The organism is uncultured Alistipes sp. (assembly GCF_910580175.1).
Taxonomy (GTDB): domain Bacteria; phylum Bacteroidota; class Bacteroidia; order Bacteroidales; family Rikenellaceae; genus Alistipes.
In genome coordinates, this window is the sequence record NZ_CAJTXD010000003.1 from 206,398 (window position 1) to 225,679 (window position 19,282).

The following is a 19,282-nucleotide window of genomic DNA, read 5'->3' on the forward strand; positions in this document are numbered from 1 at the left end:
GCAAAAAGCGATTGTGTAGATACACAATCGCTTTTTTCTTCGATGATTCAGTGTTTCTCGTTCTTTTATTTCTTGTTGAAGAAGTTCATCGTCCGTTCGACGCCCACCGTGGCGAACGAGAGGAGCGCATCGCCAAAGATTTTCAGCCGCTCGGGCAGCGCCTCGCGCTCTTCGGCCGTCCATTCGCCCAGCACGTAGTCGACCTGATGGCCGCGCGGGAAGTCGCCGCCCACGCCGAAGCGCATTCGTGCGAAATCTTCGGTGCCCAGCAGCTCGGCGATGTTTTTCAGCCCGTTGTGGCCGCCGGCGCTTCCCCGCTGACGGATGCGCAGCGCGCCGAACGGCAGGGCGATGTCGTCGGATACGACCAGCAGGTTCTCGCGCGGAATCTTCTCCGCGTCGAGCCAGTAGCGCACCGCCTTGCCCGAGAGGTTCATGTAGGTCGAGGGTTTCAGCAGCACCAGGGTGCGGCCCTTGTGCCGGATTTCAGCCACGTCGCCGTAGCGGGCGGTGGTAAAAAGCGCGTTGGACGCCCCGGCCAGGGCGTCCAACACTTTGAATCCGATGTTGTGGCGGGTCTCGGCGTATTCGGCGCCGATGTTGCCCAGCCCAACGATGAGGTATTTCATGCCGCGTCAGCGATTATTTGCCTTCGGCAGCGGCGGCACCGCGCGAAGCACGGGTTACGCGCACGGCGCAGACGGCCGTCGTGGCGGGGGTCACGAACTTGATGTTCTCCATCTTCAGGTCGCCCACGAAGATGGTCTTGCCGACGCCCAGCGGCGTGACGTCCACTACGATCTCGTCGGGCAGGTTCTCCACCAGAGCGCTCACGGTCAGCTTGCGGGCCGAGAGGGCCAGCTTACCACCGACCTTCACGCCTTCGGCGTTACCGGTCAGACGCACCGGAATGGCGATCGACACGGGCTTGCCTGCAGCGATGCGGTAGAAGTCGAGGTGCAGAATCTCCTCGCGCACGGGGTGGAACTGCGCTTCGCGAAGCACGGCCTTCTCGGTCTTGCCGTCGAAGTCGAACTCTACGATGTAGGAGTTGGGGGTGTAGATCAGGGGTTTGATCTCGCGGGGATCGACCGAGAACGATACGGTCTCGCCGTTACCGCACAATACGCAGGGAACGAGTCCCTCGCGACGCACTGCCTTGGCGGCTTTCTTGCCGAAGTCTGCGCGCTTGGTCGCTTTTACAGCAATGGTTTTCATGATGTTTTTGTTTTTTGTTATTGCCACCGGCGGTTCTCAATACGGTCTCGCGGGCCGCATCCCATTTCCGCCTGTTTTCGGGGGACAAAGATAGGAAGAAAAAGTCGACAATTCAAAAAATCGCCGTTCGAAAATTTCGGGTGCTGCAAAGTGCGGAGCTTCGAAACCGGTTTCTGCAAATTCCTGGTCTTCGGGCGACAGCGATTGCGGGATGCGGCGGCATGATCGGGAATCAGGGTTTCTCGAACAGCTCCCATCCCCTTTCTACTTCGCGCCGGTCGGCCGGGATGCCGTTTTCCACCCGTGAGATGGCTGCGGCGATAGGCTCCATGGTTTTGCGGTCGAGGGTGTCGAGGGGTTCGTCGGGTGCGATGCCCGTGCTCCGAGCCACGGCTCGGATGTAGGCGTCGGTGCGGTTTTCCGTGGGCGGCGCCCAGCGGGCGATCATCTCCGCAAGGGTGCGCAGGTTGTGGCGGGTGCGGTAGGTGTGCAGCAGCATGAAGATCGCCCGGTAGCCCCAGGCCAGCGATTCGAATTGTTTGAATGCCGGGTCGCGCGACGGACGCACCTCGCCCTTGTAGCGGCTTTTGGATTGCCGGATGTTGCCGGGATTGCAGTTTTTTAAGCCTCGGGACATTTTAAGAATGTGTTTTTGCAAAATTCGTAAAACCAGGAGCGCAGGCTCCTACGATTTCAAGACGATGCCGCTTTCGATCGTACAGCGCGCGGTCGGGTCGTCGTCGGGGTCGTAGTCCGGGAAGTCGGCGCGATGGGTGCGCAGATACTCTGTCGCCCGGCGCAGCAGCGTGCGGGCTTCCTGCAACAGCCGGCGGTGCTGCTGCCGGAGGGCGTCGTCGTTCGCCGGTTGGCCGTAGGAGGAGCGGGGCGCCGCCGTGCCCGTGCGGTCGGTGCGGATGTCCAGCCGGGGTTGCACCAGCGTGCGGGTAAAGAGCGCCACGGGTGCCGCCAGATAGTCGGCGCAGAATTCCGCATCGGCGCCGGCGAGCAGCTGCCCGTAGAGTTTGCGTCCGATGGCCGGGACGATCCAGCGTTCTTCGGCAGCGGCGATGTCGGCCGGCGCAATGGTCTGGGGCGGGAGCATCTCGCTGTCGCCGAAAGCTGTTTTCAGCACTTGCAGAGGGGTAATGAGGGTTTCCATTATTCGATGCTTCGGATGTTGTACTTCGTGATTTCCGACAGGAAGGCCTGCTGGCGTTCGTCCTCGGGGTCGTAATCCAGTCCGTCGGCCTTGCGGGCTTCCCACACCTTCATGTAGATCGGTTTCGAGCGCGTCGGGGGGCGGTTGACGATCTCCAGCGACGAGGTGTCGAGACCCAGCGTCGAAGCGATCGTCTCGCGGATGGGTTCCATCAGCTCGGCCTGTTCGCCCAGAATCACGGTGTTGAGCGCGATTTCATATTCGTGGAGGATGCGTTCGGCGTTGAAGCCGCTCGCGTAGTCCAGACCGCTCAACGTGCGGAACCATGAGTGGGCCACCACGATGTCGCCTACGGCCTGTTCGTGCAGCGCCTGCCAGTCGCCCTCGTTCTGCGAGTTGATCGGAATGAAGCGCGAGTTGTCCTTGTCGCCTTCGCTTCCCTCGCGGATCACGAACATGACCTGCCCCGGGTTGCCGGCGAACTTCTCCTCTGCCAGCCGCATCACGCGTTCGGCTTCGGCTTCGTTGTCCACGGCCGAGTCCAGCAGCAGCACGCCCGAGAGCTGGAACGAGTTGTCCAGGCGCGAGATGTTCCAGCGGTCGGTCTTGTAGGCGATAGCCGAGACGCCGAACCCCGCGATGTAGGGCGGCACGCCGTAGTGGCTGAACATCGGTTCGTAGTCCTTGTAGTGGATCAGCGCGCGCAGCGTGCCGTCGGGCTGTTCCTCGAAAAGCGGGTAGAGCGGCAGCGACTGCGCCTCGGAGGGGTTGAACGACGTCCAGTCGTGGTGCAGCAGGATATGGTGTTCGTCGCGGGCTACGCGGCAGCGCGAGGCGTCCTGATGATAGAGGGCCAGGAACGAGTGCCGCGCGTCGGTTACCACTTCCAGAAAGGCGTTGCCGAAGAGCGCTTTGTCGTAGGCCAGTTTGTTGAGCACCTGCCGCAGGCTCTCGCCCAGCGGGTTGACCCGTTCGATCAGGCTTTTCAGCCGTGGCAGATTTTCGTCGCAGATCACTCCTTTGCCCGAGATGTAGTCGGCTTTGTCGTTGATGATGCGGCGGTGGGTCGTCGAGCGGCGGGCCATCAGCGCCAGGGCGTAGGGCAGCAGGTTGTCGTCGCCCCAGCGCCAGAATTTATCGCTCTGCACCGTTCCTGTGCCCAGAGTCATGTAGGGTTCCGTGCGCGCTGTGACGCCCACGGCGGTTTTGCGTGTTGGGTTGTCCATGTTTTTTCTTTTTTCGGGTGCGGAACATGTCCGCGGAAGTCGCCGGCAACTTCCGCGGACAGCGTTCGGTCTATTCGCAGTAGGCGTATGCGAGCAGGCTCTCGTCGAGGATATCGCATCCCGCCATGAAGAGGGCGCGCTGGCGGTTCTCCATCTCGTCGGGGTTGTACCACATGCGCACTTCGTTGCCAGGGAAGTCGGACGTGTTGACGGCCAGCACCAGGTTGCGGCGGTCGGTCAGCAGGCAGAACGATTTGTGGTGCGAAGTGTTCGCCAGGTAGTTGCCCAGGCGGACGTCGATTACCGGGATGCCGTGGTAGGAGAGGCTCTGGCGGCCGTTTACCGTGTCGGTGTAGGCCGCGTCGACGCCTTTCGAGTCGAGATACTTTTCGTAGAGGAAGTAGAGATCCGAGGTCACGAAGAACGCCAGCTGCCCTTCGGCCTTCATGTCTTGCAGACGGGTGTCGGCGTTTTTCCACAGCGCATCGAAGATTTCGATGATCTTCGCCGGGTCGTTCACGTCGCTCGCCTGATAGGGCAGTGCGTAGAACGGTTCGGCGATCAGGCAGTCGTTGATCGTCTTGAGGAAGCCGTTGAAGGTGTTGTAACCCGTGGTTGCCGAGGTGTCGCCCACCCACATCGTGGCACGGATGCTTTCGGCCACAGCTTGGCGGAAGAGCGCCGTTTCGGCCTGTTCGAGTTCGGTGCCCGTCAGGTCGTCCATGTTGACGTCGGCCCGGGCTGCGATCTTTTCGTAGACCAGCGAGAAGTAGTCGGCAGCGGCGAATCCCAGCTCGGCCTTCACGCGGTTCAGGGCGATGGTCTTCTGGTATTTTTTCGCAACCTGGCCTCCGCTCCAGCCTTTGGCCGTGTGTTTCTGGAGGATGTCGCGCTGACCGTCCCACAGCTGCACGGTCGTGGGCACGGGCATGTTGTAGAGTACCCTCACGCCCAGTTCCTGGGCCGACGGGCCGGTAAGCAGCGGGCGGAAGAAGATGGTGTCGAGTTCGGCACCGACATACTGTTTTGCATTTTCCAACAAACTCATAGTGTAAAGGATTAAAGTGTGAAATGATGGATGATAAAGGGGTTTTGGTCTCTTCGGGGCGGATTTTGCGGCTGCAAAGTCCGCGGTTTATTTCCTGAATTGTCGCGCATCTGCCGCATAGGCGCGTTGGTTGGCCGTGCGGATCGTTTCGTTGCACGAAGGGTCTTCGCAGGGGCGCGTGGTCGTCGGCGCGGCATGTCGGAAAGCTTCGTCGGATGCTATGGACGAGGTTTGGCGGGATTCCGGTTCGTCGTCGAAATGAAGGACGTTGCGGTCGTCGAGCAGTTCGTCGGAGGGGCCTTTCCCGCGGTGCAGACCCAGGGCGGCAAGAAGCCGCGCCCAGCCGCGGGCATCGTTGCGCGGGTGTGCGGAGGAGGTCTCCGTTGTCGTGCCGCCTGCGTCGATGATCGTGTCGGCCAGGCCTGCCGCCAAGGTTTCTTCCGGCGAGAGCCAGCGTCCGTTGCCGTTGTTTTCGGCCATCAATGTTTCGAATTCTTCGGCTGTTCGGCCCGAGCGGGCGGCATAGATTTCGGCCAGCCGGCGGTCGGTGTGGCGCAGCAGGTCGATCTTGCCGCTCAGTTCGGCCGCGTTGCCCTCCGTGGCGCAGATCGACGTGTGGATCAAGTAGAGGGCGTTCGCCGAGATTTCGCGGCATCCGTCGCTCGCCGCCTGGGCGATGATCGTGGCGGCCGAGGCCGTATAGCCGTAGCAGCGGGTGGTAATGCGGCCCGAGAGCTGGCGCAGGGCGTCGTGGATGAGCAGGGCGTCGTTCACGTCGCCGCCCGTCGAGCGGATGTTGACCACCACTTCCGGGGCGTCGATTTCGCCGATGCGCCGTACGGCGTCGCGAAATTTTTCGTAGGTGGCGATGCGTTGTTCCGGTTGGTCGAACTGCCATTCTTCGGGCACGCCGATCGTTCCTTCGATGTCGATGTGGCACACGCCGGCGTTGTTGTTGATTCGGATGGATTGCATAGTCAAAAAAATGATGGGTGTTTTTCGATGAATGTCGGGTGTCTATTCGTCGTCCGCCGTGTGGACGAACGTGCAGCGGGCCGAGCCTTCCGTTGGGTCGTATTCTTCGATGGCATGGAGTGTCGCGCGTACCGTGTCGCCGCCCGTGTCGAGCAGGAATATCGAGCGGATGTCCGGGGCGCCCGTGCCTGGAGCCAGCAGCGCTGCGAATTCGTGAGGCGCCAGCCGCAGCGAGAGCGTGATCCGTTCGCGCGTCGATTCCTGCGCGACCTGCCGGTCGTAGCGGTGGTGCAGCCCCCGGGCGCCGTCGCGGTCTTCGAAACAGAGCGTAAAAGGTGCGGTCGCCGCATCGCCCGCGAAGTGGAACGCCGCCAGCGGATATTCCGCCGCATGCGAAGGGTAGCCCCAGCGTTCGCCCTCCGGGAGGGGGTGCATGCCCGCGAAACTCACGATGCGGAGCGAGAAGTTGGTGCCGTCTTCGTCGGCCGCATCGCGGTCGCCCACTTGCAGCAGTTGCGCCGAGCGGGCGTTGCGGTAGTGGCCCGTGCTGTTGAGCGTGGGGCGGAACAGCGGATTGCGCAGCGTCTGCGTGCCCATCTTCGCTCCGTACGATTCGGTGCGTGCGCTCCAGCTTCCCAGCAGGGTGTCGTTCGCCGCCTCGAACCGCGTTACCGCTCCGTCGCCCTCCTGGTAGCACCACGTGCGCAGTTCGTGGATGCTCGGGGCGATTTCTTCCAGCACCACCGGTTTCGAGAAGTCGCTTTTCCTACGCCAGTCCGCTTCGGCGCCCGCGCCGTAGAAGTCGTCGGCCGGTTCGATGAATACGCGCCGCGTGGCTTCTTCGGTGTAGAACCGCAGGTTGAACAGGTGGGCCAGCGCTTCGAGCAGCTCCGATTGTCGGATGCGGTGCTGGGCCACGTCGGCGAATCGGAGCATCGAGCCGTAGCCCGGGCCGGCTTGGAAACGGGGGCGCAGCGAGCATTCCTTGTGCAGGGTCAGCGCCATGCCGGCTTCGGCTCCGAAGAAGTGGATGTCGTAGAAATACTTGGGTGCCGCGGGCGATACGGTTTGCGCCGCCGTGCGCACGCGCAGTTCGACGGTCGTCTGCCCCGTTTCGCCGATGTAGCCGTCGTAGAGCGCCCAGTCGCCCGCATAGGGCAGCCACGAGCCGTCGCGCTGCACCCAAAGCACCGGGTCGGCCGGATCGCCCGACGTCGGAGTCGTCACGGTCGTCGAGCGTACGTCGAACGTCGTCCACTCGGCGCCCGGCATGCCATGGAGGGTGCAGTTGAGCCGATATCGGCTGCCCGCCGTGTGGTCGAACACCACCACGCGGTAGGTGCGGTTGGCGTGTATCGCCGGACGCCGGTCTTCGTATCGGTTGGCCAGTGCGAAGCGCAGTTCCGATCCCGGGCCTAAGTAGATCGAGTCGAATCCGCGCAGCCGTGTGCGGCTCAGGATGCGGTGGTCGGTCGTGTACTTGAGGTAGTATTCGAATCCCACGGTCGTTTCCGTCGCTGGCGTGAAGCAGAGCATGCCATCGACCATCCCCAGCGAGCGGCCGTTGTTGTAGACCTCCGTCATCGGTTCGCCGTCGGCGTCGGGGGTCTGGGGTGTCGCCGGCTCCACGATGTTGCCCACCGTATTGAGCACGGCTTTCGGATCGGCGTAGACCCATCCGGCAGCGCTCGCCGTCGCCGTCGCCGGGCCTGTGCGGCGGGCGAGAAACCCCATGCGGGCCTCGGCGGCTGCGGTGTCGCGGGTGGGGTAGGCCCCGCTCATGTAAAGTGAGCGAAAAAAGGGCGTTCCGAAAAATTCGCTCACGATTCGGTAGTTCGCTTCCTTGAAGATCTGTTCGACGAGCGTTGCCACATGCAGAAACGGGTGGTAGTCGTCGACCGTCAGCAGCCGTTCGGCCGTCAGCAGATCCTGCGGGTTGCTTTGCTGCGGGTATTCGTCGCGATGTACGGGGAAGAACTTCACGGGCGACGCATCCGTCCAACTTTGTTCGATCGTCGTCGGGTGCAGCGGGGCTTTGTAGTCGATTTCCAGCGTGTTGAACATCCGCCGGGCCGCCCGTTCGGCCCAGCCGGCGCCTCCTTCGCGGATTTCGAGTACGAAGCCCTCGCCCGACGCCGAGAGCAGGCGTGCCGTGCCCTCCAGCAGCACGCTCTCTTCGGCCGTCAGTGCCGCAGTGTGGAGCGCCGCGTTGAAACGATTGCCCGGATGCGGTTCGCACGGGTCGCCCAGCAGGGTGCGGTTGTGCGGCGTCGGGGGTAGTTCCAGCTTTAGCGAGCGCCCCTCGCGGCAGGCTTCCATGTCGGAGATCTTCGCCGCCGTGTAGCCTGGCACACGGCACACGGTGTCGCTCAAATCGCAGTTTTGGCCGTCGATCAGCAATTGCAGGGTTGTTTTCATGGGCGTTCTATTGTTCGGCAGGGCCGGATTTCGATCTCCAGACAGCTCAGCACCCCGTGGCGGTGGACGACGGCTTGGTCGCTCAGCACATCGACCTTGCGATAGGCCGTGGCGTCGACGATCCACACCTCGGGTGCGACCAGGATTTCGGCTATCGTTTCCAGCATTGCACGTGTTTCGTAGGCCGAGCGGAGCCGCAGGCGTTGTTCCTGGGCCGCGCTGACGACTTCGGTGCCGTCGGCGCCGGAGATGCGGGTTTTGTGCGTTTCGACCGAGGCGGTCTGCTCGATCGGGAAGGTGTAGTGCTCGATCGATCCGGTGCGGCTGTGCCAGGCGATGCGGCGGGCGCCTTGGGCGGCGGGCACGACCGTGTATTCCACCTTGCCGCAGGTGTCGAATTCGATAGTGATCCGTTCTGCGCCAGGGAAGTCCGACGTGTCGAGCCGGAAGGCTTGCAGTCCCGAACTGCCGGGGGCATAGGTGCGGACGACGGTGCCTTCGGGGCCTTGTGCTGTGACGGTCGTTTCGGGGGGTATGTTGAAAAGCAGCGTCACTTCGTCGCATTCTCCGGGGGCTATGAGCCGTTCGGTCGGCATGGTCGTGAGCAGCGACAGCATGTCCGGCATCTCGGCCCCGGCAAAGTAGACGCGTGTGGGCGAATGAACCTTGCAGCTCGGGTCGTCCATGAGAGCTGCCGTTACCGTTACCGGGATTTTGCGGTCGACGGCCGACACATACCCCGTCGGTGCGGGCTGGGGTGCGAAACGGATGCGGCGCCGGATGATGGGCGATACGTCGAACGTCGCTTCGCTGACGTTCACGAAACGCTTGGTGCCTAACAGTTCGCCTGTCAGCGTGTGTTTCAGGGCGATGTCGATCGTTTGTGCCGTGTCGCTCGTCACACGGCATTGGGCCTTGCGCCAAGTGGGCGAATAGTCGGGAGGAGTAGTTTTGAACGCAAGCATGATGCGAGGATTTTTCTGGGTTTTCAAAACGGTGGCCGAACATGCTTGATTAAATCGTTTGCCGGAATCGGCCGAACGGATTCGGCTCTCCCTCTGTCTTTCCGGCCGATCGTTCTTTCCTCCGCCCGGCTGCCCGAAGTTCTTCCCCTGCGCTTCGTATGCGGAGGCATGGCGTATCCGATTGTCGACAAGTCGTCGAAAACCCGTTGATAAAATGTTGATGATTATTGAAATCGATTCGTAGAAGATTGAGAACCAATCCGGAAACAAGTGTTTACAACTCGCCCTGCGCAGCGGCGGTGTTGTCGAATCGTGGGGCAAATATATTGCGGACGCACCCCCTTTGTCAAGTTTTCGGGCTGTTTTTTGTCAAGTTTGTGTAAAAAACTACCGATTTTTGTATAACTTTGCGTCACGAACCAATTTTTACCTTTATATGGATGATGGCCATAGTTCTTCGTACAGCCGCCGCGTCGTACTCCGGTGCGATGCCGTGCATCCATGGTGCGAAGCGTGCAGATAGCCTGCATGCCGGTTCGTCGTTGTCTTTTCCTTTCTGCAAGTTCCGCAGTGCCGACATGCGGGTTCCGTTGAGGGTCAATCCCGGCTGAAGAGGTCGGCAGGCGTTTCGTGCGCTTACGGTCGTCAACGGATTCAGCAACTTTTCAGAAAGGCCCTTCAATGATTACCATCTATCTTAAGCAGTACAACAAGATCATCCGCAATGCCGACACCAAGCTCTTCGACGAGTTGGGTTACGACGACATTTTGTGGATCGACATGCTTCTTCCCACCATCAAGGAGCAGAAGGCCGTCGAGAACTTCATGGAGATCAGTCTCCAGACCAAACAGCAGGTCGAGGAGATCGAGTCGACGTCCAAATATTCCGAGAACGAAAACGCCATCATCTCCAACTCCAATTTCTTCGTGCCCACGGGCGATTCGTTCGTCGTCGAGCCGGTGTCGTTCATCATCTCCAACGAGGGCGTGCTGGTCTCCGTGCGGGGTGCCGAGTCGCGTACGTTCCGCGAGACCGAAAAGCGGCTCCAGATGAACTACCGCAGCTATTCCACCGGTTACCACCTTTTCATTTCGTTGTTGGAGGTACGCATCGACTTCGATGCCGACATGGTGGAGTTGGTTTCCAAGCAGGTCGCTTCGCTCTCCAAGGCCATCAATTCCGAGGATACCATCGACAAGGAGGTGCTGCACCGCATCAGCGCCTTGCAGGAGAGCACCATGTCGTTGCGCGAGAACATCTTCGACCGCCAGCGCGTCTTGTCCGGCATCCTGCGTTCCGAGCGCTTCCCCAACGACATCTATCCGCGGTTGCAGTTGATGATCAAGGACGTCAACTCGCTCATCAACCACGCCGATTTCTCGTTCCAGCGTCTCGACTACATCCAGGACGCCGCTCTGGGTCTGATCAACATCGAGCAGAACGAGATCGTCAAGATTTTTTCCGTCGCCGCCGTCATCTTTCTCCCCGCGACGCTCATTGCCTCGATCTATGGCATGAACTTCAAGTACATGCCCGAACTGGACTGGCATCTCACTTTTCCCAACGGATGGGTGCTGCCGTTGGGCTACCTTTTCGCCATCGGGTTGATGATCGTCTGCTCCGGCTTGACGATCTGGTTCTTCCGCTACAAAAAATGGTTGTAAGCCGGTAAGAGGAGTTCTTTTGTCGGCTTCCTTTCTCGCCTTTCTTTTCGACCGATAAATCGGGCCGATTCCGGAACGTTGACCGCCGATTCTTCTCTTCGGAAGGGATTCGGCGGCAATCCGTATTATTTTCGTATTTTTTTGTACCCGAAGTGCGTGGCCCGACCTGCGTTTCGGGTATTTTTGTTTCAAACGAAATCCGTTATGAGATTCGCACATTTTTTAGTCGGGCTGCTCGGTGCCGCCTCGTTGGCCGGCTGTTCCCAGCAGAATGTTCCTGCCCCCACCTATTGCAACCCCATCGACCTCGATTACGGTTGGGGCGGATTCAGACAGACATTGGCCCGGGCGGCAGCCGATCCCGTAATCGTTCTTTTCAAAGACCGTTACTACCTCTTTTCTACGCACGATACGGGCGGTTATCGTGTGTCGGACGATCTGGTTCATTGGCAGAATATCGCCTTCGCCCCCGAAATCCGTTATGCGGCACAGGACGGCGGTCGTTATGTGGCTCCGGCCGTGGCCACCGATGGCGAATACCTCTATTTCATTCGGCTCAAACGCGACCGTGCGGCCCGGACGACCGAAGTGATCCGTACGTCGGATCCCGACAGCGGACGTTGGGAGCACTGCGGCGATGTGCGTCGTGTTTCCGACCCGGCGCTTTTCGTCGACAACGGGCGTTTTTTCATCTATCACGGTCTGGGTACGCAGCAGTCGATCCGGTGCTTCGAGGTCGATCCCGAAACTTTCGAGGAGATACCCGATTCGGAGCGGCTGTTGATGCCCGTCATCGAACATGTCGACGATTGCGAGGGCGGTTATCATTTCGGCCGTCGCGAAATCTACGACGAGATCGATGCCCGCGATTGGATCGGGCGTTTCCGATGGCTGCCCAGTCCCGAAGGGGCCTGGGTCGTGCGGCACGGCGATAAATATTATCTGCAATTCGCCACGCCGGGCACCATTTCGATTTGGTATGCCGACGTGGTCATGGAGGCCGACTCTCCCGAAGGCCCTTTTACGGTCTGCCCCTACAACCCCGTATCGCTTAAGGCTGGCGGCTTCATCGGCGGTGCAGGCCACAGCAGCGTATTCGAGGATCGCTACGGCAATTGGTGGGAGATTACCTCCATGTGGGTGGGCAATGCCGACCCGTTCGAGCGCCGGCTGGGTCTCTTTCCCGTCTCGTTCGATACGAAGGGGCGCATGAAGGTACACACCCGTTTCGGCGATTATCCGATGCGTGTCCCGCAGCGGAAGTTCGATCCCGAGACCGAGGTTTTGGGGTGGAATCTGCTTTCGTACAATAAAGCGTGCAGTGCATCTTCGGAGCTGGAGGGGCATGAAGTCGCGTTCGTCGGCGATGAGAATGTCCGCACGTGGTGGTCGGCGAAAAGCGGGGATGCCGGCGAGTGGGTCGGCATGGATTTGGGCCGGCCGATGCGGATCGAAGCGGTGCAAATCAACTTCGCCGAGCAGGATGTCGATACGACCCGTCTGGCCGAGGATTACACTGCTTATCGGCTCCGCGTTTCCCGCGATGGGGAGCATTGGACGACGATCGTCGACGAAAGCAGCAACCGTACGCCCAATCCGCATCGCTACGTCGACTTCGGACGCAGCATCATGGCTCGTTACGTGCGTGTGGAGAACGTCAAGGCGATGTTGCAGGGCAAGTTCGCCATCCGCGGTCTGCGTCTTTTCGGTCATGGCCTGGGTAAGGCTCCGGCCCGTGTGGAGCGGGGTGCGGCGCGTCGTAATCGCCGGGACGAGCGTTTTGCCCATGTGGAATGGACGCCGGCGCAGGGTGCCGAGGGTTATCTGGTGTGCTTCGGCTATGCTCCCGACTGTCTGAATCTGACGGTTCAGGTCAAGGGCAATGAAAAGCACGACCTCGTGTTGCATGTCCTGACTAAAGGCCAGCCCTATTGGTATCGGGTCGATGCTTATAACGACAGCGGCGTGACCGAAGGCGAAGTGTTTGCCGAAAATGTAGAATATGAAGAAATAAATTGAAACGACAGCAATGGAAAAGACATGGAGATGGTTCGGTAGGAAAGACAAAATTACGCTCGACATGCTGCGGCAGATCGGTGTCGAGGGCATCGTGACGGCGCTGCACGAGATTCCGAACGGCGAAGTATGGAACGAAGAGGCGATTCGCGGCTTGCAGCAGTATATCGAATCTTTCGGCCTGCGGTGGTCGGTCGTCGAATCGCTGCCGGTTTGCGAAGCGATCAAATACGCCGGCCCGGAACGCGACGAGTTGATCGAGCGTTACAAAATCAGCCTGGCGAATCTGGGGAAATGCGGTGTGAAGACCGTTTGTTACAATTTCATGCCTGTTATCGACTGGATCCGCACCGATCTGGCCCGTCCGTGGGCAGACGGCACGACATCGCTTTATTTCGACCGGGTGCGTTTCGCCTATTTCGACATGAAGATTCTGGCGCGGGAGGGTGCCGAAAAGGATTACGATGCCGAAATGCTTCGCAAGGTGCAGGAACTCGACCGCACGATTACCGAGGCTGAAAAAGACGAACTGATCGATGCGATCATTGTCAAGACCCAAGGGTTCGTCAATGGCAATATCCGCGAGGGCGACAAGGCCCCTGTCTCGATTTTTCGCCGCCTGCTGGCGCAGTACGAAGGTGTCGATCGAGATCGGTTGCGCGAGAACATGCGCTATTTTCTTTCGGCCGTCATGCCCGTTTGCGACCGGTGGGGCATCGATATGTGCGTGCATCCGGACGACCCGCCCTTTCAGGTGCTGGGCCTGCCGCGCATCGTTACTTCGGAGGAGGACATCGCCTGGCTCCTCAATGCAGTGGATAATCCGCACAACGGATTGACGTTCTGTGCCGGTTCGTTGTCCGCTGGAGCGCATAACGACGTTGTGAAGATGGCCGAACGGTTCGCTGCGCGCACGCATTTCGTCCATCTGCGCAGTTGCAACATCTTGCCGGACGGCGATTTCATCGAGGCGTCGCACCTCGAAGGACGGGGCCGTTTGGTTGACCTCGTTCGGATTTTCGAGCGCTTGCGTCCTCGCGTGCCTATGCGTGTGGATCACGGGCGTACGATGTTGGGCGATGACAAGCTCGGTTACAATCCCGGTTACGCATTCCATGGGCGCATGCTCGCTCTGGGGCAGGTCGAGGGCATGATGACCGTAGTGAAAGATGAACTTCAAAAAATATAAGCAACTATGAATGAAAAATTTAGTATTGCAGGCAAGGTCGCAGTCATTACCGGTGCCGGCGGTGTTTTGGGTGGCAATGTCGCCAAAAGTTTCGTAGAACAAGGGGCTAAAGTCGTGGCGCTCGACATTCGCCAGGAGCAGTTGGATCAGCGTATCGCAGAGTTGGAGGCCTTGAACGGCGGGGAGGTAATGGGCTTGCTGTGCAATGTTCTCGATCTCGATTCTATCCGCAAGATGACCGATGCGGTCGTGGCCCGTTGGGGGTGTATCGACATCCTTGTCAATATCGCGGGCGGCAACATGCCGGGTGCGACGTTGCAGCCCGCGCAGCCGATTTTCGACATGAAAATCGAGGATTGGAACAAGGTTACCAATCTGAACATGAACGGAACGGTTTATCCGTCGATCGTGGTCGGCGAGGTCATGGCGCGTCAGAAGAAAGGTGCTATCGTCAATATTTCGTCGATGGCTGCTTTGCAGGCGATGACCAACGTGCCGGGATACTCTGCGGCCAAGGCAGCCGTCACGAATTTCACGCAGTGGCTGGCGATGGATATGGCGTTGAAGTACGGCGATGGGATTCGGGTAAATGCTGTGGCTCCCGGGTTCTTCATCGGCGACCAGAATCGCGCCGTGCTGCTGAATCCCGACGGTTCGTTGACGGAACGCAGCCACAAGGTGTTGGCCAATACGCCTATGCGGCGTTTCGGCGATATTACCGAATTGAACGGAGCCATTCAGTTCTTGTGCAGCGATGCCGCGTCGTTCATCACAGGTGTGAATTTGCCTGTCGACGGCGGTTTTTCGATGTTCAGCGGCGTTTAGCCGGACATTGTTTTGCCGTAAAGGAGACGGGGAGCCGATTCATATCGGCTCCCCGTCTCCTTTACTCGATGAAGATCAGTTCCGGCACTTCGTCGAGATGCCCGACTATGCCTTTGTCGCAGTCGTCGCCGGGTTCCCTCAGTTCGCGGATCAATGCGAACGTTACGGTGCCGTCGGTATGGCGTTTCACGAGTTCCGTCACATCAAGCATGCGTTCGTTCGGTTCGCGGGTCAGGGTTGTTTCTCCCGCGACGAACCAGCTGCTTCCGGCGTTCAGAACGCCCGGACGCGAGAGGTCGACATCGAGATGTTCTGCTGTCGGCCGTTTTCCGAGCCGTCGGCCGCTGCCATAGACATGGAAGCGGAACGGCCGGTCGCCGGTGCTTGCACCATGGAGGCGCAGCAGGATTCTTGAAGCGCGGGCCACCCGTGGTTCCGGTACCTTGAACCCGACAAACCCAAGGGCATGTTCGGCCGGTTTTTCGGAGTTCATGGCGATTTCGGGTGCCGGGGTCGCCGACCCGTCGCCGTGCAGGGTTGCGGAGACGGCGGCCCGAAGGGTGTATTGCGTGTGCGCTTCGAAAGGTACGCTAAGCAGTGTCACGCTCCACGGCGGTACTTGCAGCGGAATTCGCCCCGCGGCATCGGTGCGCAGCAGCTCGGCGTCGCCGTAGTGTCGTTCGTCGACCCGTTCGCAGACTACCGGCGACTCGGAAATGCCCCATGCCGAGAGGTCCAGATCGAGCCGATAGGGTTTGTCGTGCCGGTGTACGATCCACACGAAGAGGGTGCCGGCTACGGAATCGGCTGCCGCGCAAAAGTCGAAGTGAGGGTCTTCGCTCGTACGGTCGAACTGCAACAGCGGTTTGTCGCCGCCGAAGCCTTTGGCAAAAAGGCGTACTACTTCCGCCGTGCGTTGTGCACCGCCGATGTCGAACGATTCTTCGCCCCCGTCGATGAATTCGGGGCCGAACAGTTTCACTTCACGGATGACGGAATGCCCTTTGTCCGAGGTCGATATCCGGACGCGCGATGCCTTTACAGGTGCTTCGAAGCGCGGGAAAAGCTGTGCGTAGCGAATCGTTCGCATGTCGGCTGCCGTGTGCCACACGCCGTCGCATTCCGTTTCGATGCGGAGCGTGCGGATGCGGTCGGGAGCCGTGAATTCGCCGCCCTCGGTGCCGGTGTAGATGGCCATGCCGCCCAACATCGTGGGTTCGGGAAGTTCCAGCACGAGCCATTTGCTTTCGTCGGAGGTGGCGTGCCAGCCGTGGGCGGCATCTTTGATGCCGTCGACCGCCATTTCGGGGCGCGAACCCGCATCGGTCGAAGAGGCGACGATGCGGCAGCCGGGGGCATAGTTGCGGAACGCATCTTCAGCGAAACGCCGCCCTTTCCAGATGTGATGATGTCCCGATTTGATCCCTTGCGGATAGGTCGAACTGGCCGTGTTGGCAAATTTGAACGCCCACATGCCGCGGCATCCCTCGATCATGTTGCGGGCATATATTCCGGCCCATTCGGTAAAGAGCGTCGGCGAATCCATCGTCTCGTCCTTGTCGATGAGGTAGGCGTTCATCCAGCGGCCGATTTCGGTGTAGAGAATCGGTTTGGAGCCTCCGTGCGGATGGTTCTCGCGCAGAATCCGTTCGATCGTGAGCGTCTTGCCTTCGTAGCCGGTGGCAGGCAGGTTGTACGAGTGGGTCGAAAAGAGATCGACCAGTTCTTGTTCGCAGGCGTTGCCGCGGTAGTCGGTTCCCTCGGCTGCGGCGATCGCGGCCCACCAGTTGGTGTTGGTGCCTGCCGTGACGGGGCCTACGAACTTTCCTTGCAGGTCGCCGGCACCCGCTTTCACGGCATCTTCGACCCCGCAGTGGACGGCGTCGGAGGCGATGCGCATCATGCGAATCCACTCGTCGAGCGGAATGGGGCCGGCATGGCGATGATTCGGCTCGTTCTGCATGGCGAACATCTCGACTCCTCCGCGGAGCGCCGAGTAGTAGGCCAGTGCATACATCCGCTGCCAGAGCAGCCAGCGCGTCGGCCAGTCGGGCGCAGCCTTGTAGGCCGAGGTTTGAATCAACGATTCGATATTGAGCCGCCGCAATTCATCCAAAGCGTAGTTGTAGACCATCGTATTGGTCGAGACATAGACCGAATCGGCCCGGCGTTCGATCGCTTCCCAGTCGATTTCCGCTTGCTTCGGGTTGTGCCGCAATTGTTTTTTCAGTAGTTCGAACGCTTCGAGATTCTCCGGACGCGATGCGGCGTCGACGGCCGTTTCGGGTACCAGGAAGTCGAGCGGCATCCACAATCGGACGGCATTGACCCGGCTGTATTCGAGCCAAGCCGACACGTTGCTGCCGGGCATGAAGTAACCTTGGTTGTAGCCTACATAGCGCATGGTGCGGCCCATGGATTCGGGACGGATCTTTGCCTCGATTTTCGATGGATATTCCTTGCGGACGATTTCTTCGGCAACGATCGAGGGCGACGGCATCGAGGGATTGGGATGTCCGTATCCCTCGAACTCGATGATGCGGATGGGTTCGCCGTCGGTCGATCGAATGCGGAAGCGGAACGATGTGATGGCCGGCCGGAACCGGAACACCACCTTGTCGAGACGGTTTTCGGTCGTCAGCGTCTCGCCGATGTCGGTCCAGTTGGCATCGTCCCAGTACTGAATGATGAAGTTCTTCATGTTCCAGTAGCCTGCGGACTGTATCGATTCGGCCGGTGTGCGTTCGCCTTCCGGAATCCCCGTGTAGATGATCATCGAGTCGATGTCGCAATAGCGGTCGAGGCTCACTTCCAACAGATAGGGCGGTCTCGAACCGTTGGCGGGCATCCACGTCGACGACCGGAAGTGCAGGCCGTCGACGGCTTTTTCGGCTTCGTAGCTGCGACGAGCGTCGAGCGCTGCGATGCGGGCCTTGCGAAAGAGGTTCTGTGCCGGCTGCGCCCCTGCTTCAAGGCTGAAGATCGTCGACGCCAGCAGGAAAAGTATCAGTCGTCGGTTCATTGTTGATCGAAGTATTCGATGATGTTGTAGACATTGTAGTTGATTTCGCGCATCATCTGCGATAGATACGGGAATAGCTGATAGTAGTTGTCGTAGATTCCCTTGTTGGCTGGTTTGCTGCTGTTGTCCGTGCCATCGTCGTCTTGATATTTGAACCAGTACCAGCCGACGCAGTTTTTGGCTTCGAGCAGCCCCAGCGTGAAGTGTTGATAGGCGTAGGCGCGTTCTTTCTGGGACGGAACGCAGAAGCCGGCTCCCGAGCCGTTGTTCAGGTCGGAATCTTCGACGCCTTTGGTGTAGAACTCGGTAACGACGAACGGTTTCCCCGCCCATTCGGCCCATTTGGGCATGTAGGTCTTGCCTTCAGGCGACCAGCGTGAATAGTAGTTGATCGACACGATGTCGCAGTATTTGCCGGCAGCTCGGACAACACCTTCGAGATATTTCGGTGTGCCGTGCAGGCGCGAGCCGAGGTAGAGCAGCTGCGGGTCGATCTTGTCCAGGGCTTCGCGCACTCCTTTGTAGTATTTTTCGGCCAACATGCCGGCGAATTCGTTGTTGAGCGCATCGGTCACTTTTGCCGCTCCTTTCTCATCCATAAACGCCCGGGCGGTCAGATAGGCTACGTCCGACCGATCTTTGATGTCGAGGAACCGCTGGAGAATCGCGTTGTTCTGCGACGAGAAGTCGAGTTCGTTGTCCGAAAAAAAACCGAACGTGTTCTGGTCGTTGACATAGGGTTGGAAAGCGCTCGAACGCATGTATTCTTCGCAGAATGCACCCCAGTCGTCATAGAGCACCAGTCCGACAGCATTGGCCGAATTGCCGTCGGCATAGGCATGCTTCTTTTGCGAACGGAATTGGGAGAGGAATCCGAACGACGGGGCCAGCGGGAACGGAGCGTTGGCATTGGCAGCATTGTAGGTTTGTTGGATGCCGTAGGCTCCGTTCGTGCCGAACGCGCCCGTCGAGTGGACGCCCATGCGGGCCAGTTCGTTGCGGGAGACGGATACCCAGTTGTCGTCGCTGCCGAAACGTTCGCTCCATGCTTTTTTGTTGCGGTCGGAGGTGCCTTTGCGGAACGAAGCTACCCCGCGCATGTAGTAGCGATAGCCGTGCGGGTCGATGATCCACCAGCGGTCGTCGATTTTCTTTACGTAGAAACGCCCCGTGGCTTGTTGTGCGCCGTCGGCGGTATAAGCGCCGTATTCGTCGGTCACGGCGCTGTATTCCTCGTAGGTCGAAATCCGTCGTTCGTAGCCGTACATATAGGCGAGCAAGCGGGTGTTGGCTTGTTTCCAGCTCGAAACGGGAGGATACCCCGATGCGTATTTGACCGTGATCGGACGATAGGGCCGGTCGACGGGCGATTCTTCGTAGGGAATCATTTCGCCGGGTTCCGGCAGGTCGTCGGGATAGACTACTTCTTCTTTCTCGGTCAGAATGGAGGGAGGCATGAAGTGGGGATCCTTGTCCGATTTTTCAGTGCAGGCACTGCCCGAGATGCAGGCTGTCAGGCAGATCAGAATGAGGTGCTTTTTCATATCGTTTCAGGT

Annotated in this window: 15 protein-coding genes; 4 read left to right on the plus strand and 11 right to left on the minus strand. The window is 59.7% G+C overall.

What is annotated here, in order from left to right; all coding sequences use genetic code 11:
- Positions 1-65: 65 nt before the first annotated feature.
- From pth to QZ298_RS05335, 9 genes are all read right to left on the minus strand, one after another.
- A complete protein-coding gene (gene pth / locus QZ298_RS05295) occupies positions 66-629 on the minus strand; it encodes an aminoacyl-tRNA hydrolase (RefSeq protein WP_296006250.1) in 564 nt (187 codons plus the stop codon).
- A 13-nt stretch (positions 630-642) separates the two neighbouring features.
- Positions 643-1,218: a 50S ribosomal protein L25/general stress protein Ctc gene (locus tag QZ298_RS05300; protein WP_296006253.1), complete on the minus strand. Its 576-nt coding sequence runs from the start codon at positions 1,216-1,218 to the stop codon at positions 643-645.
- A 232-nt stretch (positions 1,219-1,450) separates the two neighbouring features.
- A complete protein-coding gene (locus QZ298_RS05305; RefSeq protein WP_296006256.1) occupies positions 1,451-1,855 on the minus strand; it encodes a structural protein P5 in 405 nt (134 codons plus the stop codon).
- Between the two features lie 48 nt (positions 1,856-1,903).
- The gene (locus QZ298_RS05310) at positions 1,904-2,377 is read right to left on the minus strand and encodes a hypothetical protein (RefSeq protein WP_296006261.1); all 474 of its coding nucleotides are present in this window, start codon (positions 2,375-2,377) and stop codon (positions 1,904-1,906) included.
- Positions 2,377-3,603, minus strand: coding sequence for a phage portal protein (locus tag QZ298_RS05315; protein ID WP_296006263.1), 1,227 nt, complete (start codon positions 3,601-3,603; stop codon positions 2,377-2,379). The genes QZ298_RS05310 and QZ298_RS05315 overlap by 1 nt, the downstream gene beginning before the upstream one ends.
- Before the next feature lie 70 nt (positions 3,604-3,673).
- Positions 3,674-4,651, minus strand: a complete 978-nt coding sequence (locus QZ298_RS05320; protein ID WP_296006264.1) for a hypothetical protein — start codon at positions 4,649-4,651, stop codon at positions 3,674-3,676.
- Between the two features lie 87 nt (positions 4,652-4,738).
- Positions 4,739-5,626 (minus strand): Clp protease ClpP, encoded by an 888-nt coding sequence (locus QZ298_RS05325; RefSeq protein WP_296006266.1) that lies wholly within the window; start codon positions 5,624-5,626, stop codon positions 4,739-4,741.
- Between the two features lie 42 nt (positions 5,627-5,668).
- Positions 5,669-8,044, minus strand: coding sequence for a hypothetical protein (locus QZ298_RS05330; RefSeq protein WP_296006269.1), 2,376 nt, complete (start codon positions 8,042-8,044; stop codon positions 5,669-5,671).
- Positions 8,041-9,009: a hypothetical protein gene (locus QZ298_RS05335; RefSeq protein WP_296006271.1), complete on the minus strand. Its 969-nt coding sequence runs from the start codon at positions 9,007-9,009 to the stop codon at positions 8,041-8,043. Before QZ298_RS05335 ends, QZ298_RS05330 begins: the two co-directional genes overlap by 4 nt.
- Positions 9,010-9,690: 681 nt before the next feature.
- On the opposite strand from QZ298_RS05335, the gene QZ298_RS05340 reads away from it, so the two are divergent.
- The 4 genes from QZ298_RS05340 (at position 9,691) to QZ298_RS05355 (ending at position 14,704) form a co-directional block, all read left to right on the plus strand.
- Positions 9,691-10,674 carry a CorA family divalent cation transporter gene (locus QZ298_RS05340; protein WP_296006274.1) on the plus strand — a complete coding sequence of 328 codons (984 nt, stop codon included), beginning with the start codon at positions 9,691-9,693 and terminating at the stop codon, positions 10,672-10,674.
- 204 nt (positions 10,675-10,878) lie between these two features.
- Positions 10,879-12,693 (plus strand): family 43 glycosylhydrolase, encoded by a 1,815-nt coding sequence (locus tag QZ298_RS05345; RefSeq protein WP_296006277.1) that lies wholly within the window; start codon positions 10,879-10,881, stop codon positions 12,691-12,693.
- Positions 12,694-12,703: 10 nt separating this feature from the next.
- A complete protein-coding gene (uxuA, locus tag QZ298_RS05350) occupies positions 12,704-13,879 on the plus strand; it encodes a mannonate dehydratase (RefSeq protein ID WP_296006279.1) in 1,176 nt (391 codons plus the stop codon).
- Between the two features lie 6 nt (positions 13,880-13,885).
- Complete coding sequence (locus tag QZ298_RS05355) at positions 13,886-14,704, plus strand: SDR family oxidoreductase (RefSeq protein ID WP_296006281.1); 819 nt, start codon at positions 13,886-13,888, stop codon at positions 14,702-14,704.
- Positions 14,705-14,765: 61 nt separating this feature from the next.
- Here the strand turns inward: QZ298_RS05355 and QZ298_RS05360 are convergent, their stop codons facing one another.
- Positions 14,766-17,726 carry a discoidin domain-containing protein gene (locus QZ298_RS05360; protein ID WP_296006284.1) on the minus strand — a complete coding sequence of 987 codons (2,961 nt, stop codon included), beginning with the start codon at positions 17,724-17,726 and terminating at the stop codon, positions 14,766-14,768.
- Complete coding sequence (locus QZ298_RS05365) at positions 17,723-19,270, minus strand: hypothetical protein (protein WP_296006287.1); 1,548 nt, start codon at positions 19,268-19,270, stop codon at positions 17,723-17,725. The genes QZ298_RS05360 and QZ298_RS05365 overlap by 4 nt, the downstream gene beginning before the upstream one ends.
- Positions 19,271-19,282: the final 12 nt, after the last annotated feature.